This is a genomic window from Klebsiella electrica (genome assembly GCF_006711645.1).
GTDB lineage: Bacteria > Pseudomonadota > Gammaproteobacteria > Enterobacterales > Enterobacteriaceae > Klebsiella > Klebsiella electrica.
Map to the genome: position 1 here is coordinate 4654646 of NZ_CP041247.1, position 22681 is coordinate 4677326.

Here is a 22681-nt window from a genome sequence, read left to right on the forward strand (position 1 = left end):
AATACTGCAGGTTGGGTTATTTACTGATTTTTCCCTGACGCATACCGATAATATCCCGACAGACCTGAATGCCCGTGCAGCCGTACTCCGGAAGGCCATATTTCACTAAAGTGGTTCGTTTAAGTGAGTAAAGATATTTCGCACTCAAATTCATCTTGCGGCCCATTTTGGTGAATGAATATCCCCTGCAGAGATAATCGAAAAGGAGTGTTTCCCGTTCTGTGACTTTGTTCCTGATAACCGGTAACCGTGTCGCCAGCCTCAAAATGCGGCTCAATGTATTCAGGGACATTTTTTCGCTGAACACCCACGGGAATGTCCGGGAAAGGCCACGCAGTGATACGCGTCTTATATTCACGAGAATAATAACACGACAGCTATTCATTGCCGGGACATGAAGTATTCTGCGGCGCAGCTCCCTGTCCTGAACAGCCACAACAACGATGTCCTCGCAAAGCGGTTGGATTTCTCTGTATATCGGATTGGTGGCACAGAGAAATATATATTCACCCTCTGTATACCTTGGCAGTTCCTGCACAGCCGACAGGATAAATTTATTGTCTGAAATAAAATAACAATGCATTAAGGACTCATTCGATTAAAGATCTATTTTTAGGACAAACGGATTTCTCTGTCAGTTATTCACCTTTTAATTTGTAACTCATGGAAATATTTTTTCATAATTGTTTAGAACGTTTGATACACCAACAATGATAGATATTGACTATCAAACATAACAATATTGATCGGCAATAGTAATTCAAAATGCATAAGAAACATTAATTTAAAACAGATATATTTTGTTTTATCACAAAACAAAAGCAACCATAAAAAACACATAACCACATGAAAGATAAATAAAAAAATAAAATTTAAAAATTAAAATAAAAACAAATTTAAATTAACCATCCTTTTTACGTAGGAATTTTCCGTTAGATTTTATTGATTGACAGAAAGGCTTTTCTAAAAAAATCAGCCCCCGAATTAACGTGTTATCCCATTGCCATCAGAATAATTTCACCTGCAGCAAAGGGCATATTTACTTCACAAAAGAGAACTTAATCATCTTTTGTGAACTAATGACTCAGCGATGACAAGTTATGAATACAGGCATTTGATTACATTCCCTGAAGATCATTGCCACACGATCTGCCATCAATCCACACATCACCCTGACAAATAATTCTCCAGCCAATCCGAAGAAGATTGATGTAACTAACTATGAGTCATGGAACGACCAGTTGTAAATATTAACAATACGGCACTCATAAAAACTTTCGACCATTACTTAAATTTCACTTCTTTAGCCTCATTCAGTCACTTCTTTGCTTCCGTCATGCAATATGCCATTTACATGTCGTCTCTTTACTTGATGGCCTTCAGATCGGTAAAAGAAAATTCATTTCCCCCTGACAACATCACTATTAATGGTAAAAATCTGAATATCGAGGTTATCGACAGCATTCACAGCAGAACTTATCACTCTGTTTTTCACCCCGGATGTATGGTGACATGGTGTTGAATCGCCAGACCCGGCCGGTCTTAAACCCGGCGCTTCGGTCACAATCATAATTCTCGTGAATGATATTCCGCCTGGATAGTGCGATCGGCTCAATCACCAAATCATCCTCACCAGCCGGACCGAGTGATGTCGCCCATAAGAGCCATCCCTGATAAAGCGTGACTTGTGCTGCGCAAAGAAACGCTACAAATCGGCGATAAAGTCGCTATCAGGCAATAACCGTCGCCAACGTCTCCCGGCGTCAGGCATAGCCATAGAAAACACCTTATCCGGAAAAGTGAGTCGTTGTCCGGGGATACAGGTTTGAAAACGATAATGAACCGCAAACAGGCATTGGTATTGAGCCGCTACAGCCTCTGCGGCCACAAATTTCTGCGCGAGTCTGTCTGGTAAGCAAAGCGGCATCACAACAATGAACGATACCGCTGGAGGGAGTGGAGAATGACGAGCAGCCGCATGATTATCGCGTTCGGTACCCCATCCAGTACACAGAAGTGGATCCCTTTCACCGTCCTGATAATTCATACCCCTGCCGGTCAATGACGATTCGCCCCAACGATGTATCTGGGGCGTAAGATAAAATATCAACTATAATCAAGAACATCATTTTTTTCGCAGGAATGGAACGGACTACGCCGTGAGGCCAAATACTTTATTTTTTCGCGGTAAAATCTTAAACGCTGATGAAATAACTCAGACATTTCTAAAGGCATATTTCCAGAGACAGCATGCACACACAATCCTCGCTGTTCATGCTCCATTTTTGCAACAGTAAATGCAATAAAATCTACGTTAGTCTTCATGGACTTGGGGCAAAAATCAAACATATAACCTCCTTTGTTGTTTGTTTTTCCCATTCGACACAATGTCGATTTTTAAGCATAAGCCATTTTTTACACGTTACAATGAAATCCCATAGAAATAGTCCTTATAATTACTTATATTTTATTATAAAAAGACACAAGGATAAACCGAACAGAAGGATGATAATGCAGCGAATATTTGACCAGGAATAAGTGAAAAATCTCATTCTTGATAAAAATATATTATAAGTCATATTTCTTTGTAATATTGACCTGGCGCAGAATTAAATGCCACGGTGGATTATTCATTTCGCCATCCTGAGGTACCTCCAGTGAGGTCAGATAACTCAGCGCTCAGTGAGGCCGGCATTCATTATCGTCCTGCCGCCAGCGCTTCGACATGGTGCGCTATATCGCAGGCAGAGCGGTTGGTTTAAGGGTTCCGGGAACAGGGATATTCCCCTGCTCTGGTCGCTCAGGTTATTCATCCGGTTACTGGGGATGTACTGCCCTGCGAATGAGCGTCAGCACTAAGGGCGGTGAGTGTATTCGCCGGATGGAATAAGCGTCAGTTAACCGTGAGCTATGTGAGCCGTTTTCCGGATTATAGTCGTATTCCGGCGTTAACGATGAAGGGTCAGTGGCTGGAGGCGGCGGGGTTTGCGACGGGTACAAAGGTGGAAGTGCGGGTAATGGCGGGTTGTATTGTGTTGACGGCGGCAGAGCCGGTACCGGAGCTGGAAGAAGCGATGCGCCGGGTTGAGAAGCTGTCGGCGAGGAAGCAGAAGCAGGTCCGGGAGTTTATCGGGGTGATTGCAGGGAAAGCAGCACGGAGATAATAAATATCGCTCCTGATGCGTCAGGAGTGGTTATTTTTCAGGTGCCGGCGTGGGGTAAATAGCGGTTTTTTCTGTGCAATGTTGCATGGCAATTAAGGTAGCCTGGAGTCAGGTCAGTTTTGAGCACCGCACTCTCATCTTCTTTGGTCGCCGACAGAGGAACCTGATAGTGAATATTGTTCAGCATAACGCGGGACAATTATTTATGCCGTAGCGCGCTCGCTCCAGGCGTCTGTATATTGGATATTTCCATCCACAATACGCCAGGTGATTTTTTCATAGCGTAGCTGCACACTTTCCAGATGGCCCGTACCGGTTACTGTCCGCGTGTCGTGGACAACAGGCGTAACTGAGACAATCTTTACACCTTCCATTAGAATATTGAAATATTCCTCCTCTTGTCCTGCATAATTGATGTGATAGAACTTGAGTTCGGCACTTTGCAACGTCTGGCCAGTCGCAACAGCTTTGTAGAGGTATGGGCTGGAAGCATCGATCTCCTTATCGAACAGAAACGGGGCATGTTTACGGGTACCGGTTAGTTTTCCTGTATTACCATCCGTAGGAATACTGAGATTATGAGTCAAACCGCGCAGTTCTATACTGCCTTCACGATTCTGAACATCTGAACCACCGCGAATCATTGCGCCGCCATCATCTTTCAAAAACAGGTGAACGGGAACAGCCATTCTTAAACTCCTTTTAATTAGTCATATAACCAGCGGCCAGCTTTAGCTGACTCTGCGAACATTCGTACAGTTAGCGGTTTTGATACTTGCTTAATCGGCTCTTTGTTAAACCATTTGCGATACACAGACTCTCTTTCCCACGGGTAGTAGGCATCAAAATTGATCGCTGATACATCGACGTTAAATGTCTTACCGAAATCATCAATGGCATAAGGTAATTCATCCCATTCGGCATAGCCTTGCAACGGCGTATCAAACTCAATTGGGACAGGCTTAAAAGTAAACGTCACTGCAAGAGATAACTCGCCCCTGAAAAACGCCAACACGTCGTTATCCGTCACCATACGCGATCTTCTTTTCTGGCTATGGTGTTGTAGGTATTCACCGTTTTATAAGTAATCATAGCAACATCGCTTGCCAATAATGCCCAACCAATGACAGGAATCGTGCGCCCAACGAATGCACCTAAATTGTTTGTCATCATTGGTTTTAGTGCTCGGATGCTGGCATTTGTCAGAGTGGGGAGCCTGACGGACAGGTTCACGTTGAGAAATTCCCGAGAATATTTCGAGGCGATGGATGTACCAGGCGTTGCTCCGTAAGGTTTACTTCTGGTTTTCAACACCGGCAACCCAAGAACGATACAAGCCATCCCTAAGAGATCGGTAATCCCACCAAATTGCTCATCAATTTTGTCGAGAAAAACCCAGAAGAATAGCTCTCCTGAAGAAATATTACAGATTCCCTTATAAAAGTATGTTCCATTGAGCTCTTCTGCTGAATCCATATCACAATCCGTTCTGATTAATGTGGCAATGACAATCATAGCGGTTATTTTTCAGCCGCAATATAGTCATATTATTATTTTTAAAACAAAACACCCATAAAATTCGCAGTAAAAATCAGCAGATAGCGCGGTCATATCGCATTAAATAAAGAATAAATTTTGCTGGTGATTTCATTCATGATGAGCCAATAACAAGCCATGGTTAGCAGCAGATTGAAAGCCAGGGCAGACGCAGTAATGAAAGCTGAATATGTTTCTCCATCAGGAAAAAAAGACGAGTAAGGCAGAAAGCGGAACAGTGCCCAGAACAGAAACATGAACGCAAATACCTTAGCCAGACGTCGCAGTGTGGATAAAATCCAGTTACCAAAGAGGCCGGTTGGATTAACTTTGCGTGTCACACCGTTGTAAGCGGTAATCATCGCGCTCATGACAGGAATACCGATCAGGGTATTAATCAGGATATCGCAGTAAAAATGTAACGATTCCCACACGTCTAAATCCGGTTCACCGAGTATGAAACGAGTAACACGACTGGCGCTCTGGAAATCGAAAAGACCGATGATTGAACTGACGAAGCCGTCGGAAGGAATGGCCTTAGCGACGATCAGCATAACCACATAAAACAGCATTATTTTAAGCAACAAGCTAAGGGCATGTTTTGCCATTGGCGATCACCTCAATTGTGCCGAATGCCTTGAGTTTACTCATACAAGGAACATCCACCTGCGGTGTTCTCAGTAACGCATTGTGCAACATGGCCAAATCTGAAGCATGTAGCATGAGTGATCCCCCTTTTGATAGCGCGGCAGGATGCAAACGGAAGTTACCGCGTTTAACCCCCTCATTCCATGTGTCATCGTCGATTCCCCAATCATCCCGCCTGTATCTGAACGTCGCACCATTCATGACATGGTTGTAACGATCCCGAACACCGGCATTAACGTGCGATCGGGCTCCACCTGCAGGACGCTTAACAATCCAGTATTTACCCGCCGAAACCGGGCCTGCGGTCAGCTTCATGTCACAAGCCCCTCGATTGCGATAAATACCATCGCCAGAAAACGCTAAAAATGTTCCGGCCCCAGCAAACGATAACGGCGAGTCATGCGCATCGTTGATGACACACCTTCCATGCAGAGTCATACACCACCCAATATCCTTTTCTGAACTGTGGATTAAGGTACAGGCTGCTTAGTAGACAATCTATGTTAATAATATGATTTTATTTGAAATAATCTTATTTTATGTTGGTAGTCAGCGCCTGACGGCGGTATATCAATGCCCAGAGAAGCATCAGAACGCATAATCCTGCCCCCCTTTTCCCGCAATGTGATCTACTATTTCGGGCATCTGTGCGGGTCGTCCAGAACCGTGAATTATCATGCGCATCATCGCTGAGGAGTTTCCTGTTGCATTGGTTAGTTCGTCTACGCCTGGCCTGGCGCCAAATCACCACTGGATTTCCTTCACGTGCAAGGCTGGCAGCACGCGATGCGCTTGCTACGGCACTGGCCTGCCTGCTGGCATGGTTACTGGCGGTATGGCTGTTAGGGCATGAGCATCCTACGTTTGCCATCGTCAGCGCCGTGGTATGTCTTGCTCCGGGTGTACCCAGTCACCTGAAACAGGCCAGAAATCTGGTTATTGGCTGTACGTTCGGTATCGTGATGGGGGAGTTGATGTGGCAGCTCCCCGATACTCATCCACTGGTGCGGATGAGCATTGGTATGTTCTTCGCTATTTTGTTGGGCGCCGCCATCGGCCCGGCTCCGGTGGTCCCCATCCAGGCGGGAGTATCGGTGGCTCTGGTTCTTGCCATGGGGCCTGAAAGCGCGGGCGGTACGCGTTTAGTGGACGTTCTGCTGGGAGCCTCTGTCGGATTATTATTCAGCCAGGTGCTCTTTACGTCTAATCCATTCAGTGACATTGGGCGTTCAACCTCTGACTTCCTGCGTCAGATTGGTAATGGACTGGATCGAATGCTACGAGCCTGTGAGGTGCAAAGCAGTAAGGGAGCAGAAGCCGCTTTGAGTCAGCTTTCAGAGGCTCAGGCCGCTCTGGCCGCTCTTCGCGCCGCTGTAGCTGAAGCACAGGTCAGTAAACGCTGGTCACTACGGGGTCGGCTAAACGCCGGGCGGCTTGCCACCGTCACACAGCGTTACGACCGCCATGCAATCCGGGTATACGCGACTTCCCTTTTATTAGCGGAAAGTCTCAGCCGGGCCATGTCACACACCCATACTCCACCACCAACTGTCGTGATGACGTATTGCCAGTGGTTGTCGGATAGCTGCATGGTACTAGCCCGTCAATCCGCCGTTGTTGCGCTTAAAGAAAGTGACCCGCAGGCTTGTATGGGAACACCACCTCAGTCCACCGCTGACCAGCGCCATGAACTACCGCCAGAATGGCTCACGGTAGAAGATAATGCACGGCAGCTGGAGCATGCCTTACAGGCACTGCTGGGCTCACGCGACGCATAATTGACACGCACCGTAAAGGTTGGGTTTGTGACTCCGCGTTCGATGCCGCTGATGTCAGCGCGAACGAGTCCGCACTTGCCTCCAGGGAGAGGCCAGATTGCAACCTGAGCTTTTTAATATGGGTCCCAAAGAGAGCCTGAATCTGAGGGAGCCATTCATATAAGCTTTATAAACTGTCAGGCCGCGGACAACCCATCGCATAAGGGGATCAATTCGAATATAAACCTGATGTATGCCATTTAGTTTGGCCCGATCAATACCATCTTCCCTGGATTGTTTTTCTTAAAACGATGGTACTGCAATATCAACTCCGCCAAATCGTCATCTACCGCGTAGAAGTAGGCTTCCGGTACATCAAGTACCGCCGCCAGCTTGCAGGCTAATGTAAAATCGGGGGCATGGACGCCCTTTTCGTATGAGCTAATACGGGAGCTTGCGGATTCCTCTTCCAGGCCCGCGTTGACACCTAATGTCGCCTGAGTCATACCGGCGGTCACTCTGGCTATTTTCAGTCGCTTTCCGATCACGTTTGCCATCCAGTTCATCTCCGAAGACGAGAATTATCTCCCTCTGGATTGCGCACCACTTCACGTATAACAATGCAAATTAATGTAATGCTTGAATTAATGATTAAAAAAGAGCCATCATTAAAGTAATCCATGAATTTATATGGTTATCCAGAGAAAAGATTCATGGACAGACAGGGGGAAATAGTCCTCTCGGAATGGCATCTTCCAGGCTGGAACATCCCTACAGAAAGTGAACGGGTAAACGACTAACACACCAGTCATTCATCTGGCCCACTTGACCTCCAAAGAGAGCAAATACAAGCCCGCTAAAAGCAATGAATTTCGTTTGTAACCTTAACCAATACAGGGAACTTTACTTATGAAAATCACCACCGCTGTCGCACTGCCAACCCGCCCCACGCAAGGAGGTCGCCATGTTTCTGGTTACCCTTGCTGAAAGCTTTATCAATATTTTCCAGCTCGCCGGGAAGGTCTTTCTCGACATGATGAGCGGGATCATTCCGATGCTGATTTGCCTGCTGCTCGCCATCAACTTTCTGATGAAGCTGGTCGGCCAGCAGCGCATGGAACGGGTAGCGACGCTGTTTGGTCGCTCGCGGATCCTCACCTATGGCCTGCTGCCGATCCTCGGCTGGTTCTTTATGAGCAGCCCCGGCGCACTGACGCTCGGCAAGCTGCTGCCGGAAAAGAGCAAACCCGGATATGAGGACGCACTGGGCACCACTGCCCACCCGCTGACCAGCCTGTTCCCCCACGTGGTGCCCTCGGAGCTGTTCATCTGGCTGGGCGTCGCCGCCGGGATCAAAACCCTCGGCCTGCCGGTGACCGAACTGGCCCTGCGCTATATCGCCGCCGCCATCGTGATTGGCCTGCTGCGCGGCATGATCACCGAATATCTGTTCCTGCGCCTGCGCCATAAGGCAACGGGAGGTGCGGCATGATCTATCAGGCCCATATCGAACGCGTCGGCCCCCATGTGGCGGACGGTCTGGCGGATAACCTGCTGATTACCTTTCGCGCCGACGGCCCGGCGGACTGCCTGGATTACGCCCTGGCCCTGCGGCCCGTTTTTCAGCACGAGCATGCCCGACTACTAGCGGGCGATCGATTCACGCTCGGGGGCGAGGACTACCTCATCACCGCCGTTGGCAGCTGCGCCCTGCAGGCGCTGCTGGAGCTCGGACACCTGACGCTGGTGTTCGATAGCGCCAGCACGCCGCGCCATCAGGGCACGCTACATCTTGCCGGCAAAGTCCCTGCGCTTGCGCTGTTGCAGGGCTATCTGATCGTTAAGGAGAGTGCGCAATGAACCTGATCAACGTTGCTCCCGGCGCCGAAGGGTTCGGTACCGGGCTGAGGCTGCCGATCGGCAGCGGGCTGAAGGTGGTGTCGCTGACCGGGCGGGAGATCCATCCCGTCGCCCGTCGGCTGGGCGAACTCACGCAATCGGAGGTGATCAACGGCTTTCAGGCCGTTCCGCCGGATGAAGAGACGCTGTGCGTGGTGATCAACTGTGGCGGCTCGCTGCGCTGCGGGCTGTATCCGAAAAAAGGCATCAAGACGATTAACGTGATGCCTACCGGGCAAGCCGGGCCGCTGGCGCAGTTTATTAACACCAGCAACTACGTGTCGGACGTGCATGAAGGGCAGATCACCCGCGTGGCGACAGACGCGATGCCGGATGAGCCGCAGGCGATCGTTGTGGAGCCTGCCTCACCGGTCGCACAGACGCCGCCGCCCGCCACTTTCGGCAATCAGCTGATTCTGGCGGTGGAAACGCTGGGTAATAGGACCGGCCACGTGATCGCCCTGCTGTTTGCCGCCAGCCGTGAGGCGGTGGACGTATCGGTGCGAACGGTGATCCCGTTTATGGCTTTTGTCTCCGTGCTGATCGCCATCGTCCAGGCCACGTCGTTGGGTAACGTGATCGCCCACGCCCTGACGCCGATGGCGAACTCGCTGTGGGGCTTGCTGCTGCTGTCGGTGATCTGCGGCATCCCCTTTCTGTCGCCTATTCTCGGGCCCGGCGCGGCGATTACCCAGGTGGTAGGGGTGATGATTGGCACCCAGATTGGGCTGGGGAATATCTCACCAGCCTTCGCCCTGCCCGCTCTGTTCGCCATTAACGTACAGGTGGGCTGCGACTTCGTGCCCGTCGGCCTCTCGATGCAGGAGGCCAAACCGGAGACTATCGCCAGCGGCGTACCGGCCTTCCTGCTTTCCCGCCAGTTGACCGGCCCGCTGGCCGTGATGATTGGCTGGGCATTCTCCCTGGGACTGTTTTAACAGACATATAAGGAACGTCATGATGAACAAGTTAAAAGTGGCCGTTGTCGGCGCGGGGATTTATGGCAAGCACCATATCAACGCCTATCTGCATAACCCGGACGTGGAGCTGGTCGCGGTCTGCGACAATAACATCGAGCGCTGCCATGCCGCGGCGGATGAGCTGGGCATCGCCGGGTACGTCAGCCTGTCCACCCTGCTGGATGAACAGCAGGTGGATATCATTTCCGTGGCGACGTCCGATCCATTTCATAAGGAACCGGCTCTGCAGGCCATTGCCCACGGTAAGCATGTGCTGATTGAAAAACCGCTGGCGACCTCGGTGGCCGACTGCGAGGCGATTATTGCCGCCGCCAGAGAGCATGAGGTAACCGTCGGCGTCGATTTTCACAAGCGCTGGGACCCGGCGGCGATCCGCGTACGCATGGAGGTGCAGAAGGCGGAAAGCGGCAGGATCCTGCGCGGCTATATCAATATGGATGATGTGATCGCCGTTCCCAGCAAATGGCTGGCCTGGTCGGCGCACAGTTCGCCGGTGTGGTTCCTCGGCTCGCACTGCTTCGACATGGTGCGCTATATCAGCGGGCAGGAGGTGAAATCGGTTTACGCGGTCGGGCAGAAACGCCTGCTGGCGAGCAAAGGGCTGGACACGTGGGACAGCGTGCAGAGCACCCTGCTGATGGAGGACGGCAGTTCGTGGGTGATTGAAAACAGCTGGGTCCTGCCCGCCGCTTTCCCGAAAGACAACGACGGGCGCATGGCGGTGCTGTGCGATAACGCCTGGATCCGCTCCGATTCACAAAACCGCGGGCTGGAGATCTTCGGCCAGCAAACGGTTAAGACCCCGAACAGCTACTTCATTACCTACCGCGACGGCGTCGCCAGCGGGTTTGGTATTGACCCGATTAATGACTTTATTAAAGCGGTGAAGAGCAATACCCCGTATGCCGCCAGCGCAGATGACGGGCTACAGGCCAGCCGGATTTGCGAGACGGCGCATAAAAGCCTGCTGAGCGGCCAGGCAGAGCTGCTGGTTTAAGGGCTTCGGGAACAGGGATGTTCCCTTGTCACGTTATTCATCCGGTTACGGGTGTTAGCCGATGGCCGGATGACGGTACGTCCGGTTTCCACGGACTTCAGAACGGCAATGATCTGGTGTTCGGTGAATCGGGCTTTACGCATGGCGATCTCCTCGGAGGACATAAGCAGCATGTCGGAAGATCTCTAAAAGTGAATAGTTCGTTTTGCAGGGATGCTTACAAAAACACATATAACAAAATTATAATATAATTTTTAGAGACAAGTATTTAAGCTGCACTAAAATACTTGCCTTAATCCCAAATACAACATTGCAATTAGTAACTTCAGAATCTCATCGTTTTATTATCTTATTAATAGCGTTAGCAATTCCCGGTAGACTTGCACCATTATTCCAGGAGATATAGCGGTAAGCTTTCATCATTCCTAACATATTTTTTGGTGACACACCTGCATCCAACATAAGCACTTTTTTATTTGACTTCATCAGATCCGTGAAAAAGGTGGAGAACTCGGCTAAGGGCCAACCACTTTCACTATTAAAAAAATTATCAGTCAGGACGAACAAGCCAACAGCAGACTCTTCAATCCCTTCATTAACCTTGATGAAAATATTGTCTCCATAATCAATTTCATAACTATCTAGCCATGTTGCTATATCATTAGCCTGTAAATAAGCATTTAATGGATTGACAATATTAAGCTTATCTTTTGAGGAATGACTAATAAACACCTTGGATTGCTTTTCATTAATTTTTTATATTGTGGATGTTGCTTTTCAAATAATTCACGCTCAGGCCAAAGAAATAAATAGCCACCTCCTTCAGGTGTTATAGCAAAATCGACCATGTCGGCATCAATAAAAGTTTGAACATTATACTGCGGAATATCTTTTGTGAAAATATTATATCTTTTTAGCTTTCCTGGATAATTATCTTTCAACCATGACTCAAAGAAAATAGGATCTTTTTGTAAATTGACTGCAATATGAAATGCTAAGCAGTATGGATTATTATTTACAACAACACCTACCATTGTCGCATAATCTTTATCAAAACTATTTAAAATATCCTTCAGAAATTTTTTTTAGCGCGTACGAGATGCATAGTCACACTCAAACATGTATAGATAATTCTGTTCCATCATTTATCTCCCTTAGAATTTTAAGCAACAAATAAAATCCAATATACAACTAATGTAAATTAAATCAAGCATATTTAGTTGATTAAAGAGGTAGGATCACGGAACTGAAATAGCAAAAAACGAGGCCAATAACGATGCCTGATAACCTAACATCAATTAAAATCCTGATTGATGATAAAATTCACATTCATAACTCATAAAAATATTATATAATTTAGATAACAATAAACGTGAGTGTGAATAAAAATGAAGAATAAAAGCATCGGATTCATTGCTATTGCATTACTTGCCTGTTTTTTTGCTAAGGATAATAAAACCCCCAGCTCCCTTGCAGATGAACCTACACAAAAATCAGGCATATCTGAACAAGCGAAGATTGGCTATGTTAATGCTAATGCGCTAAAAGTACGTTCAACACCTAACGGTTCACCTCTGGAATCGTTACAAAGAGGGGCTCAGGTCAAAGTATATGAGCAACAAAATGACTGGAGCAGAATAAGTGCCGCTAATGAAAAAGAGCGTTGGGTATCATCATCTTATTTATGTGAATCAACCAATTGCTATGTCAAAAAAGTCACGCCACCTTCCCCAGCAAAATTACGAACGGAACATCGATCAACCCCCTATCTGCAGCACCCGACCCCACAGAACTATGGTTCATCGTGCCCCTGCTCTTCAGGCACGGTATGCATAGGGCCTCGAGGAGGACGTTACTGCATTACTTCTGGCGGAAATAAACGTTATGGCGTTTAGATAAAAGGCGCTTCTTTCAGGCCTATCAACTTGATCGGGTGGTGTTTTGCGAGCATCATCGCAATTATTTAGCAGATGACGTAATGCAATGCCTTCCAGTAAAACCCTACAACAAGCAATTGCCGACATCACTATCTGGCGCAAAGGGGAACAGCGCGCGCCGCATAAGCCGCTGTTGCTGCTCCACGTACTATCTCAGTATCAGCACGGACATTCGCGGATGTTCGACTATGCCTCAGAAGTACGCGATCAGCTACATAGCTTACTGGAGCGCTTTGGCCCACAGCGAGCCCGGTACCGACCTGATATGCCCTTCTGGCGACTGAAGGGCGACGGCTTTTGGGAACTACAAAACGCTGAGCACTGCTCGACCACGGGCAGCAAACAGCCTCCTGCTAAAGAGCTGGAGTCCTGTCATGTGGCAGGCGGTTTTGATGAAGAGCATTACTCACTACTCGCCGCAAACAAAAAGCTGATCAATACGCTGGCGCATCAGATATTAGCAGCCCACTTCCCTGAGAGTATTCAGGAAGAGATCGCTGACGAGATGGGTTTTGATATCCAAAAAACTCGCAGAGAACGCGATCCGCTTTTCCGCCAGCGGGTGCTGCGCGCCTATAACTACGAGTGTGCTATCTGCGGTTTTAATATGCGCCACGATAATACCTCAGTCGCACTGGAAGCGGCGCATATCAAATGGAAGCAACACGGAGGGCCATGCGAGATCTCTAATGGCCTGACGCTGTGTGCTATTCACCACAAGGCATTTGATAAAGGGTCGATTGGCCTGGACGAGAACATGCGGGTACAGGTTTCGCCTGCGGTTAACGGCGGCAGCATAGTCGGAAAGCTGTTCTGGGATTTTGATGGAAAACTGATTGGGTTACCGCCGGAGAAAGATAACTACCCGAGAGACAGCTTTATTGAGTGGCATAAGCGAGAAGTTTTCAGAACATAACAATAGAAAATTTAACTAATCATTGGTGATAAATATGCCCTTTCCAAGTTATAAAGAGATAGAAATCCCCCTGCTTTTAAATATCTACAACGGAGGGGGAGAAGTAAGTTCCTCCTCATGTTACGAGCCGTTGGGCAAGGAGTTCGGCCTGACCAACGAAGAAATGAACATGTTACTCCCTGATGATACTAATCGCCCTCAATGGAACAATATGGTCCAATGGGCGAGGAAAAAGCTTGTTGACTACAAGTACCTCCACAATGCAAAAGAGTCAGGCCTTGGTATCTGGAAGCTCACACCAGATGGCATCAAAAAAGCAGAATCGCTTTCCGCCCGATTGAATATCGATTATCCAGATGATGTTCCGGAAACCTTTTACGAAGGTGCCGTAAAGCAAATCAAAGTTAACAAATACGAACGTAGTAAAACGGCAAGAGACAAATGCATAGATCATTACGGCTGTCAGTGCAGCGTGTGCAATATGGATTTTGAGGAAACGTATGGTGAAACCGGGAAGGACTATATTCACGTCCACCATATTACACCGCTGGCTGATATTGGAGAGCGTTACAAACTGGATCCCGTAAAAGACCTTCGTCCTGTCTGCCCCAATTGCCATGCCATGATCCACAGACAAAAACCTTCACTCACTATTGAGGCATTGAAAGTCTTAATGAAGAAGGCACAAAAATAAGAACGAGTGAGGACAGCCTGTTAAACACCAAACAAAAGCGGTACAGGAAATTGAGAACATACTTACAAAATAGTGAGTTACATTAAATTCTGACGATTGAATGTACAACGGGAGAGAGGTAGCATGCACTGATGCCTCATCCATTAACGGATTATCCTAATACGTCAGCATTCCGAAGGCTGGCCTGAACGCGGAACGTGCATGAACAAATCCAACTTCGATTTTCTAAAAGGCGTAAACGATTTCACTTACGCCATTGCCTGCGCGGCGGAAAACAACTACCCCGACGACCCGAATACGACACTGGTAAAAATGCGCATGTTTGGCGAAGCGACGGCCAAACACCTGGGGCTATTACTGGATATTCCTCCCTGCGAAAACCAACACGACCTGCTGCGTGAACTGGGTAAAATTGCCTTCATTGACGACAGCATTCTGTCCGTTTTCCATAAGCTGCGCCGCATCGGCAATCAGGCCGTTCACGAATACCATAACGATCTCGATGATGCCCAGATGTGTCTGCGCCTCGGATTCCGTCTTGCCGTTTGGTACTACCGGCTGGTGACCAAAGATTACGATTTCCCGGTGCCAACTTTTGTGATGCCTGAGCACGGCGAGGATCGCTATCACGCCGAAGTTCTCACGCTCAAACAGCAGCTGGAGCAGCAGGCACTGGAAAAAGTACACAGCCAGGCAGAGCTGGAAGCTCAGCAGCAACGCTTACTTGCACTCAATGGCTACATTGCCGTTCTCGAAGGTAAGCAACAGGAAACCGAAGCCCAGACCAAAGCCCGCGTGGCTGCCCTGGAAGCACAGCTCGCTGCCAAAAATGCCGAGTTAGCAAAACAGACCGAACAGGAACGCAAGGCCTATCATAAAGAAATCACCGACCAGGCTATCAAGCGCACGCTGAATCTCAGCGAAGAAGAGAGTCGCTTCCTGATTGACGCCCAGTTGCGTAAAGCGGGCTGGCAGGCCGATAGCAAAACGTTACGCTTTGCCAAAGGCGCTCGCCCGGAACCCGGCGTCAACAAAGCGATAGCCGAATGGCCGACGGGTACAGATGAAACAGGTAAAACAGGCTTTGCTGATTACGTGCTGTTCGTTGGCCTTAAGCCCATTGCCGTCGTTGAAGCAAAACGCAAAAATACCGATGTACCCAGCAAGCTCAACGAATCTTACCGCTACAGCAAATACTTCGATAACGCCTTCTTACGCGACACGCTGCTGGAGCACTACGCTCCCGACGAAGTACACGAAGCCGTACCGGAATATGAAATCAGCTGGCAGGACACCAGCGGTAAACAGCGCTTTAAAATCCCTTTCTGCTACTCCACCAACGGGCGCGAATACCGCGCGGCGATGAAGACCAAAAGCGGCATCTGGTATCGCGACGTCCGCCATACCACCAACATGTCAAAAGCGCTGCCGGAATGGCATCGCCCGGAAGAGCTGCTGGGTATGCTGGGCAGCGATCCACAGAAACAAAATCAGTGGTTTGATGAAAACCCTGGTATGAGCGAACTCGGTCTGCGCTATTACCAGGAAAATGCCGTCCGCGCGGTGGAAAAGGCTATCGTTAACGGCCAGCAAGAAATCCTGCTGGCGATGGCGACCGGTACAGGTAAAACCCGTACCGCCATCGCCCTGATGTTCCGTCTGATCCAGTCGCAGCGTTTCAAACGCGTCTTGTTCCTGGTCGACCGTCGCTCGCTCGGCGAACAGGCGCTGGGTTCGTTTGAAGATACTCGAATTAACGGCGACACCTTTAACAGCATTTTCGATATCAAAGGCTTGACCGACAAATTCCCGGAAGACAGCACCAAAATTCACGTCGCCACGGTGCAGTCACTGGTCAAGCGCACGCTGCAATCTGATGAACCGATGCCAGTCGGTCGCTACGACTGTATCGTCGTCGATGAAGCGCACCGAGGCTACATTCTCGATAAAGAGCAGACCGAAGGCGAGCTGCAGTTCCGCAGCCAGCTGGATTACGTTTCCGCCTATCGTCGCATTCTCGATCATTTCGACGCGGTAAAAATTGCCCTGACCGCCACGCCAGCACTGCACACGGTCGATATTTTCGGCGAACCGGTTTACCGCTACACCTACCGTACGGCGGTGATCGATGGCTACCTGATTGACCAGGATCCCCCTATTCAGATCGTCACCCGCAACGCACAGGATGGCGTCTATCTTTCCGAGGGTGAACAGGTGGAACGCCTGAACCCACAGGGCGAGCTGATCAACGACACACTGGCCGACGATCAGGATTTTGAGGTCGCTGACTTTAACCGCAGTCTGGTGATCCCGGGATTTAACCGCGCGGTATGCGCCGAGCTCACCGACTACCTGGATCCCACCGGGCAGCAAAAAACGCTGGTGTTCTGCGTCACCAACGCCCATGCCGACATGGTGGTTGACGAGCTGCGCACCGCGTTTAAGAAAAAGTACCCACAGCTGGAACACGACGCGATCATCAAGATCACCGGTGATGCCGATAAAGACGCGAAGAAAGTGCAAAGCATGATCGTCCGCTTCAACAAAGAGCGACTGCCCAATATCGTGGTCACCGTCGACCTGCTGACCACCGGCGTGGATATCCCGTCTATCTGTAATATTGTGTTCCTGCGTAAAGTCAAAAGCCGCATTCTCTACGAGCAGATGAAAGGCCGCGCCACGCGTCTGTGCCCGTCGGTGGGGAAAACCAGCTTTAAGATTTTCGACTGCGTGGATATCTACAGCTCGCTGGAAAGCGTCGACACCATGCGTCCGGTGGTTGTGCGTCCGCAGGTGGAACTGCAAACGCTGGTTAATGAAATTACCGACTCAGAAACCTACAAAACTATTGAAGCGGATGGCCGCAGCTTTGCCGAACACAGCCATGAACAACTGGTCACCAAGCTGCAGCGGATCATTGGTCTTGCCACCTATAACCGCGATCGCAGCGAAGCGGTGGATAAGCAGTTCCGCCGCCTGGACGAATTATGCCTGGATGCCGCAGGCGTCAACTTCGGCGGTCTGGCTTCACGCCTGCGGGAAAAAGGGCCGCACTGGAGTGCCGAGATTTTCAATAAGCTCCCCGGCTTTATCGCCCGCCTGGAAAGGCTGAAAACCGATATCAACGCCCTACGCGAGGCCCCCATCTTCCTCGATATTGACGATGAGGTAATCGGCACCAAACCGCTGTACGGCGATTACGACACGCCGCAGGATTTCCTCGAAGCGTTCGATGCGCTGGTGCAGCACGCTCCTAACGCCCAGCCAGCACTGCAGGCGGTGATCAATCGCCCGCGCGACCTCACCCGCAAAGGATTGGTGGAATTGCAGGAGTGGTTTGACCGCCAGCATTTTGAAGAGTCGTCCCTGCGCAGCGCGTGGAAAGCGACGCGCAATCAGGATATTGCCGCCAGGCTGATTGGTCATATCCGCCGCGCGGCGGTAGGCGATGCGCTTAAACCGTTCGACGAACGTGTCGATCACGCGCTGACGCGCATCAAGGGTGAGAACGACTGGAGCGATGAGCAGCTAAGCTGGCTCGACCGTTTAGCGCAGGCGCTGAAAGAGAAAGTGGTGCTCGACGACGACGTTTTCAAAACCGGCAATTTCCACCGCCGCGGCGGTAAGCCAATGTTACAGCGCACCTTTGACGACAACCTCGACAGCGTGCTGGATAAGTTCAGCGATTATATCTGGGACGAGCTGGCCTGACGCGTTATCATCCCCGGCAATTTCTTCTTCTGCGGCCCGATAAGGGCCGCTGTTTTACATGGGATCTTCAATGAACAATAACGATCTGGTCGCCAAGCTGTGGAAACTGTGCGACAACCTGCGCGACGGCGGCGTCTCCTATCAAAACTACGTCAATGAACTCGCCTCGCTGCTGTTTTTGAAAATGTGCAAAGAGACCGGCCAGGAAGCGGACTACCTGCCGGAAGGCTACCGCTGGGACGACCTGAAATCGCGCATTGGCCAGGATCAGATGCAGTTCTACCGCAACCTGCTGGTTCAGTTAGGTTCTGATGAGAAAAAGCTGGTGCAGGCGGTATTCCATAATGTCAGCACCACCATTGAGCAACCCAAACAACTGACTGAGCTGGTCAGCTATATGGACGCGCTGGACTGGTACAATGGCAACCACGGCAAGTCTCGCGATGACTTCGGCGATATGTACGAAGGGCTGCTGCAGAAGAACGCCAACGAAACCAAATCCGGCGCGGGCCAGTACTTCACCCCACGTCCGCTGATCAAAACCATTATCCATCTGCTGAAGCCGCAGCCGCGCGAAGTGGTGCAGGATCCGGCTGCAGGTACGGCGGGCTTTTTGATTGAAGCCGACCGTTACGTGAAGTCGCAGACCAACGATCTGGATGACCTTGATGGCGACACCCAGGATTTCCAGATCCACCGCGCGTTTATCGGCCTCGAACTGGTGCCCGGCACCCGCCGTCTGGCGCTGATGAACTGTCTGCTGCACGATATTGAAGGCAACCTCGACCACGGCGGCGCCATCCGTCTGGGCAACACGCTGGGCAGCGACGGCGAGAATTTACCGCAGGCCGATATCGTCGCCACCAACCCACCGTTTGGCAGCGCCGCGGGCACCAACATTACCCGCACCTTCGTGCATCCGACCAGCAATAAGCAGCTGTGCTTTATGCAGCATATTATTGAAACTCTGCGCCCCGGCGGCCGCGCGGCGGTGGTGGTGCCGGATAACGTCCTGTTTGAAGGCGGCAAGGGCACCGATATTCGTCGCGACCTGATGGACAAATGCCATCTGCATACCATCCTGCGTCTGCCGACCGGCATCTTTTACGCCCAGGGCGTCAAAACCAACGTGCTGTTCTTTACCAAAGGCACGGCCGCCAATCCGCATCAGGATAAAAACTGCACCGACGACGTGTGGGTGTATGACCTGCGGACCAATATGCCGAGCTTCGGCAAGCGCACGCCGTTTACCGAACAGCACCTACAGCCGTTTGAAACCGTCTACGGCGAAGATCCGCACGGCTTAAGCCCGCGTACCGAAGGCGAGTGGAGCTTTAACGCCGAAGAGAGCGAAGTTGCCGATAGCGAAGAGAACAAGAACACCGACCAGCACCAGGCCACCAGCCGCTGGCGCAAGTTCAGCCGCGAGTGGATCCGCAGCGCAAAATCCGATTCGCTGGATATCTCCTGGCTGAAGGATAAGGACAGCATCGACGCCGACAGCCTGCCGGAGCCGGACGTGTTAGCCGCAGAAGCGATGGGCGAGCTGGTGCAGGCGCTGGGCGAGCTGGATGCGCTGATGCGCGAATTGGACGCGGGGGATGAAGCGGATGCGCAGCGTCAGTTGTTGAATGAAGCGTTTGGTGAGGTGAAGGCATGAGTGGGGGGAAATTGCCGGAAGGGTGGGGTGAAACAGAAATAGGTGATATTGCCGACGTTATCTCAGGTGGTACGCCAAAATCAGGGATCGCAGAAAATTTCTCCCCCTCTGGTGAAGGTATTGCCTGGCTAACGCCAGCAGACCTAAGCGGATACAAAGAGAAGAATATTTCTCATGGAGCCAGAGACTTATCGACACAAGGTTACTCATCGTGTTCAGCAAAGTTGATGCCAGCAGGAGCAATACTGTTTAGCAGTAGAGCCCCCATAGGCTACGTTGCGGTTGCATCAAATGAGATTTCAACTAATCAGGGATTCAAAAGTTTCGTTTTTACAAATGATATTTACCCCGATTATGCTTATTACTATCTCCGTAATATCAGGCATCTTGCGGAAGAAATGGGAACGGGTACAACATTTAAAGAAATCTCGGGGAGCGCAGCTAAAACACTTCCCTTCGTTATGGCTCCACTCGCCGAACAAAAAATCATCACCGAGAAACTCGATACGCTACTGGCACAGGTAGATAGCACCAAAGCACGTCTTGAGCAAATCCCGCAAATCCTGAAGCGTTTTCGTCAGGCTGTGCTGGCTGCTGCTTTCACAAAGAAACTAACTGAGTCATCAAAGTTTATCGAAAAGAAGATTTCAGATGTATGCTCTTTTCAAAATGGCTTTGCATTTAAAAGTAGTTGGTTCGCTAAAAAAGGCTCTTATCAAGTTATAAAATTAGCAAATATTAGAGACGGGCATCTTTTTTTAGAAAATGCTCCAACGTATGTTAATGATGATAAAGGAATTGAGTTTAGTAAATTCTCACCAAATATAGGCGATACTTTAATTAGCATGACTGGTACGAGATTCAAAAAAGATTATGGCTTTGGATGTATCATAACTCAAAAACACAGAGTTTTAATCAACCAACGAGTTGGAAGACTCATCCCAATTAAGACTTCAATACTACCAGAATATCTATCTTTATTTGTTAGATCAGAACTATTTAGAGAGCAATTTTTTAAAGGGGAGACCGGTGGGGTGAATCAAGGTAATGTTGGTTCGCAGCATATTCAATCAATAGTAATAAATGTCCCACCACTCCCAGAACAAGCTGAAATCGTCCGTCGTGTCGAGCAACTCTTCGCCTACGCCGACACCATCGAAAAGCAGGTCAACAGCGCACTGGCCCGCGTCAACAGCCTCACCCAGTCAATCCTGGCAAAAGCCTTCCGCGGCGAGCTTACCGCCCAGTGGCGTGCCGAAAACCCTGAACTCATCAGCGGTGAAAACAGCGCCGCCGCCCTGCTGGAAAAAATTAAGGCCGAACGCGCCGCCAGCGGCGGTAAAAAAACCGCGCGTAAAAAAGCCTGATACTTATTTCAAGCGCACCTGACCGGTGCGCTTTTTTACACTTCATCCTTCAAGCTGCCTCGGCGTTGGCTGCGTTCGCTCACCCCAGTCACGTATTAATATACGCTCCTGGGGACTCGTTCTCTTGCCGTCTTGATGCAGCTCGAATGATTTTGTGTATATTATTTATCCGCAATCATAACCATCAAAAATATATCCAGTTTCTTCCTGAACATTCCCATTACTTTCTATTTTCAGCTGGACTTTTCTTTTATTTACTGATGTTATGTACAGGTATTTAGCGCGATATGGCCGTGGTGGAACACGGCCATATCGCTCATCACAATCACTATTCCAGGAGAATAGCCATCATGACTACCGTCCATTCTATTGCAGATCCGTGCGATCCAGAAGTCTCCCCAACAAATAACCGTCATCTTACCGTGAGTTATGCGAGTCGCTATCCGGATTACACCCGTATTCCCGCGCTCACCATGAAGGGCCAGTGGCTGGAAGCTGCCGGTTTTACCACCGGTACCGAGGTGGATGTGAAGGTGATGAACGGCTGTATTGTGCTAACGGCAAAACCGCCGCAGCCGAAAGACTCTACTCTGCTTCAGTCTTTTCATCGGGTGGGTAAGCTGTCCGCCCGTAAGCAGCGGCAGGTACAGGACTTTATCGACGTGATTTCAGGTAAACGTTCCGCCTGACGCTAACCGCTCCCGACCGTAAGTCGGGAGCGGTTCCTGATTAAGGTGCGATAACCTGCACCAGTACATCGGTTGCCCAGCTCTCCTCGCTGTTCACTACCAGGCCTTCTGCGCAGGCTTGCGCCATATTCCCCAGCTGGAAAGAGACGTCGTCATTAAAGTTAAAATCACGCCAGGCTCGCGCAAAGTTAATACGCCAGTATCCCATCCCCTGATCAAAGCGGATTCTCAGCGCCTGGCCATTATCAAAACTCACCATCAGCTTACGGTGGTGCGGAATGTCGCGGCCAGAGTTGAACGCCTGAATCTCCACGGCTCGTCCCATGGATGCCGCAAACCACTGGTCGGCGAAATCCTGGAAGTCTGCTTCACTCATCCAGTCATGGAACGGTTTGTTCCCCGGGCGCTCTTTACTCCTGAACAGCGTATCAATCGTCACTTCCGCCTCTTGTGTCAGCATCGGTTTCAACGTCTTCAACAACCCGCCTAACAACGCCAGCGCTACGGGGTTTTGAAGATAGCGATCGCTATAGTGGATACGCGTCACCCGGCATTCCGTCAGCAGGCGCTGAATATCATCCTGAGACTCGGTCAGCAGGTTCCAGAAGCGCTGGCCAAACTGAGAAACCTGGCCGTTAAGCTGCTTATGGATTTCAATATCGTTAACCAGGCCTTTGCTGCCCGTATCCTCGGATGGCAACTCGGCTTTATAAAGCGCTATCGGCG

General features: G+C 49.9%; 23 protein-coding genes and 1 pseudogene. 13 read left to right on the forward strand and 11 right to left on the reverse strand.

What is annotated here, in order from left to right:
• Positions 1-16 precede the first annotated feature (16 nt).
• Both Electrica_RS22265 and Electrica_RS22270 read right to left on the reverse strand, forming a co-directional pair.
• Positions 17-583, reverse strand: coding sequence for a hypothetical protein (locus Electrica_RS22265; RefSeq protein ID WP_141965418.1), 567 nt, complete (start codon positions 581-583; stop codon positions 17-19).
• Positions 584-2106: 1523 nt separating this feature from the next.
• The gene (locus tag Electrica_RS22270) at positions 2107-2349 is read right to left on the reverse strand and encodes a hypothetical protein (protein ID WP_160702387.1); all 243 of its coding nucleotides are present in this window, start codon (positions 2347-2349) and stop codon (positions 2107-2109) included.
• 515 nt (positions 2350-2864) lie between these two features.
• On the opposite strand from Electrica_RS22270, the gene symE (Electrica_RS22275) reads away from it, so the two are divergent.
• Positions 2865-3164: an endoribonuclease SymE gene (symE, locus tag Electrica_RS22275; RefSeq protein WP_141965419.1), complete on the forward strand. Its 300-nt coding sequence runs from the start codon at positions 2865-2867 to the stop codon at positions 3162-3164.
• A gap of 203 nt (positions 3165-3367) precedes the next feature.
• Here symE (Electrica_RS22275) and Electrica_RS22280 read toward each other — a convergent pair whose 3' ends face one another.
• From Electrica_RS22280 to Electrica_RS22300, 5 genes are all read right to left on the reverse strand, one after another.
• On the reverse strand, positions 3368-3853 hold the full coding sequence (locus Electrica_RS22280) for an Hcp family type VI secretion system effector (RefSeq protein ID WP_141965420.1): 486 nt from the start codon (positions 3851-3853) through the stop codon (positions 3368-3370).
• Between the two features lie 17 nt (positions 3854-3870).
• Positions 3871-4197: a DUF1493 family protein gene (locus Electrica_RS22285; protein ID WP_141965421.1), complete on the reverse strand. Its 327-nt coding sequence runs from the start codon at positions 4195-4197 to the stop codon at positions 3871-3873.
• The gene (locus Electrica_RS22290; RefSeq protein ID WP_141965422.1) at positions 4191-4640 is read right to left on the reverse strand and encodes an STM2901 family protein; all 450 of its coding nucleotides are present in this window, start codon (positions 4638-4640) and stop codon (positions 4191-4193) included. Before Electrica_RS22290 ends, Electrica_RS22285 begins: the two co-directional genes overlap by 7 nt.
• Before the next feature lie 131 nt (positions 4641-4771).
• A complete protein-coding gene (locus Electrica_RS22295; RefSeq protein ID WP_141965423.1) occupies positions 4772-5308 on the reverse strand; it encodes a hypothetical protein in 537 nt (178 codons plus the stop codon).
• A complete protein-coding gene (locus Electrica_RS22300; RefSeq protein ID WP_141965424.1) occupies positions 5289-5786 on the reverse strand; it encodes a DUF2778 domain-containing protein in 498 nt (165 codons plus the stop codon). Before Electrica_RS22300 ends, Electrica_RS22295 begins: the two co-directional genes overlap by 20 nt.
• Before the next feature lie 266 nt (positions 5787-6052).
• Here Electrica_RS22300 and Electrica_RS22305 point away from each other — a divergent pair, with 266 nt between their 5' ends.
• Positions 6053-7126, forward strand: coding sequence for an FUSC family protein (locus tag Electrica_RS22305; RefSeq protein WP_004118212.1), 1074 nt, complete (start codon positions 6053-6055; stop codon positions 7124-7126).
• A gap of 239 nt (positions 7127-7365) precedes the next feature.
• On the opposite strand, the gene Electrica_RS22315 is transcribed toward Electrica_RS22305, so the two are convergent.
• A complete protein-coding gene (locus Electrica_RS22315) occupies positions 7366-7671 on the reverse strand; it encodes a helix-turn-helix domain-containing protein (RefSeq protein ID WP_407081243.1) in 306 nt (101 codons plus the stop codon).
• Between the two features lie 398 nt (positions 7672-8069).
• Here Electrica_RS22315 and srlA point away from each other — a divergent pair, with 398 nt between their 5' ends.
• The 4 genes from srlA to Electrica_RS22335 are packed head-to-tail and all read left to right on the forward strand — an operon-like array spanning position 8070 to position 10981.
• The gene (srlA, locus tag Electrica_RS22320) at positions 8070-8597 is read left to right on the forward strand and encodes a PTS glucitol/sorbitol transporter subunit IIC (RefSeq protein WP_100684806.1); all 528 of its coding nucleotides are present in this window, start codon (positions 8070-8072) and stop codon (positions 8595-8597) included.
• Positions 8594-8965, forward strand: coding sequence for a PTS glucitol/sorbitol transporter subunit IIA (locus tag Electrica_RS22325; RefSeq protein WP_141965425.1), 372 nt, complete (start codon positions 8594-8596; stop codon positions 8963-8965). Before srlA ends, Electrica_RS22325 begins: the two co-directional genes overlap by 4 nt.
• A complete protein-coding gene (srlE, locus tag Electrica_RS22330; RefSeq protein ID WP_141965426.1) occupies positions 8962-9942 on the forward strand; it encodes a PTS glucitol/sorbitol transporter subunit IIB in 981 nt (326 codons plus the stop codon). The genes Electrica_RS22325 and srlE overlap by 4 nt, the downstream gene beginning before the upstream one ends.
• A 22-nt stretch (positions 9943-9964) precedes the next feature.
• A complete protein-coding gene (locus Electrica_RS22335) occupies positions 9965-10981 on the forward strand; it encodes a Gfo/Idh/MocA family protein (RefSeq protein ID WP_142255931.1) in 1017 nt (338 codons plus the stop codon).
• A 333-nt stretch (positions 10982-11314) separates the two neighbouring features.
• Here the strand turns inward: Electrica_RS22335 and Electrica_RS22340 are convergent, their stop codons facing one another.
• Both Electrica_RS22340 and Electrica_RS22345 read right to left on the reverse strand, forming a co-directional pair.
• Positions 11315-11713, reverse strand: coding sequence for a toll/interleukin-1 receptor domain-containing protein (locus Electrica_RS22340; RefSeq protein ID WP_167686255.1), 399 nt, complete (start codon positions 11711-11713; stop codon positions 11315-11317).
• The gene (locus tag Electrica_RS22345) at positions 11662-12015 is read right to left on the reverse strand and encodes a hypothetical protein (RefSeq protein ID WP_141965428.1); all 354 of its coding nucleotides are present in this window, start codon (positions 12013-12015) and stop codon (positions 11662-11664) included. The genes Electrica_RS22340 and Electrica_RS22345 overlap by 52 nt, the downstream gene beginning before the upstream one ends.
• 354 nt (positions 12016-12369) lie before the next feature.
• Between Electrica_RS22345 and Electrica_RS22350 the strand changes: the two genes are divergently transcribed.
• The 7 genes from Electrica_RS22350 to symE (Electrica_RS22380) all read left to right on the forward strand — a co-directional run bounded on the left by Electrica_RS22350 (position 12370) and on the right by symE (Electrica_RS22380) (position 21955).
• Positions 12370-12876, forward strand: coding sequence for an SH3 domain-containing protein (locus Electrica_RS22350; protein WP_141965429.1), 507 nt, complete (start codon positions 12370-12372; stop codon positions 12874-12876).
• Positions 12877-12964: 88 nt separating this feature from the next.
• Positions 12965-13834 (forward strand): phosphorothioated DNA-binding restriction endonuclease, encoded by an 870-nt coding sequence (locus Electrica_RS22355; protein ID WP_141965430.1) that lies wholly within the window; start codon positions 12965-12967, stop codon positions 13832-13834.
• Positions 13835-13868: 34 nt separating this feature from the next.
• Positions 13869-14528: a winged helix-turn-helix domain-containing protein gene (locus Electrica_RS22360; protein ID WP_141965431.1), complete on the forward strand. Its 660-nt coding sequence runs from the start codon at positions 13869-13871 to the stop codon at positions 14526-14528.
• Positions 14529-14729: 201 nt separating this feature from the next.
• Positions 14730-18239: a type I restriction-modification system endonuclease gene (gene hsdR, locus Electrica_RS22365; RefSeq protein ID WP_141965432.1), complete on the forward strand. Its 3510-nt coding sequence runs from the start codon at positions 14730-14732 to the stop codon at positions 18237-18239.
• A 70-nt stretch (positions 18240-18309) separates the two neighbouring features.
• Positions 18310-19899, forward strand: coding sequence for an N-6 DNA methylase (locus Electrica_RS22370; protein ID WP_141965433.1), 1590 nt, complete (start codon positions 18310-18312; stop codon positions 19897-19899).
• Entirely contained in the window at positions 19896-21266 is a 1371-nt protein-coding gene (locus Electrica_RS22375; RefSeq protein WP_141965434.1) for a restriction endonuclease subunit S, read from the forward strand. Before Electrica_RS22370 ends, Electrica_RS22375 begins: the two co-directional genes overlap by 4 nt.
• Positions 21267-21616: 350 nt before the next feature.
• Positions 21617-21955: an endoribonuclease SymE gene (gene symE, locus Electrica_RS22380; protein ID WP_167686256.1), complete on the forward strand. Its 339-nt coding sequence runs from the start codon at positions 21617-21619 to the stop codon at positions 21953-21955.
• A 40-nt stretch (positions 21956-21995) separates the two neighbouring features.
• On the opposite strand, the pseudogene Electrica_RS29400 reads toward symE (Electrica_RS22380), so the two are convergent.
• Positions 21996-22622: pseudogene (locus Electrica_RS29400) on the reverse strand (hypothetical protein); the annotation flags it as partial.
• Between the last annotated feature and the right edge of the window lie 59 nt (positions 22623-22681).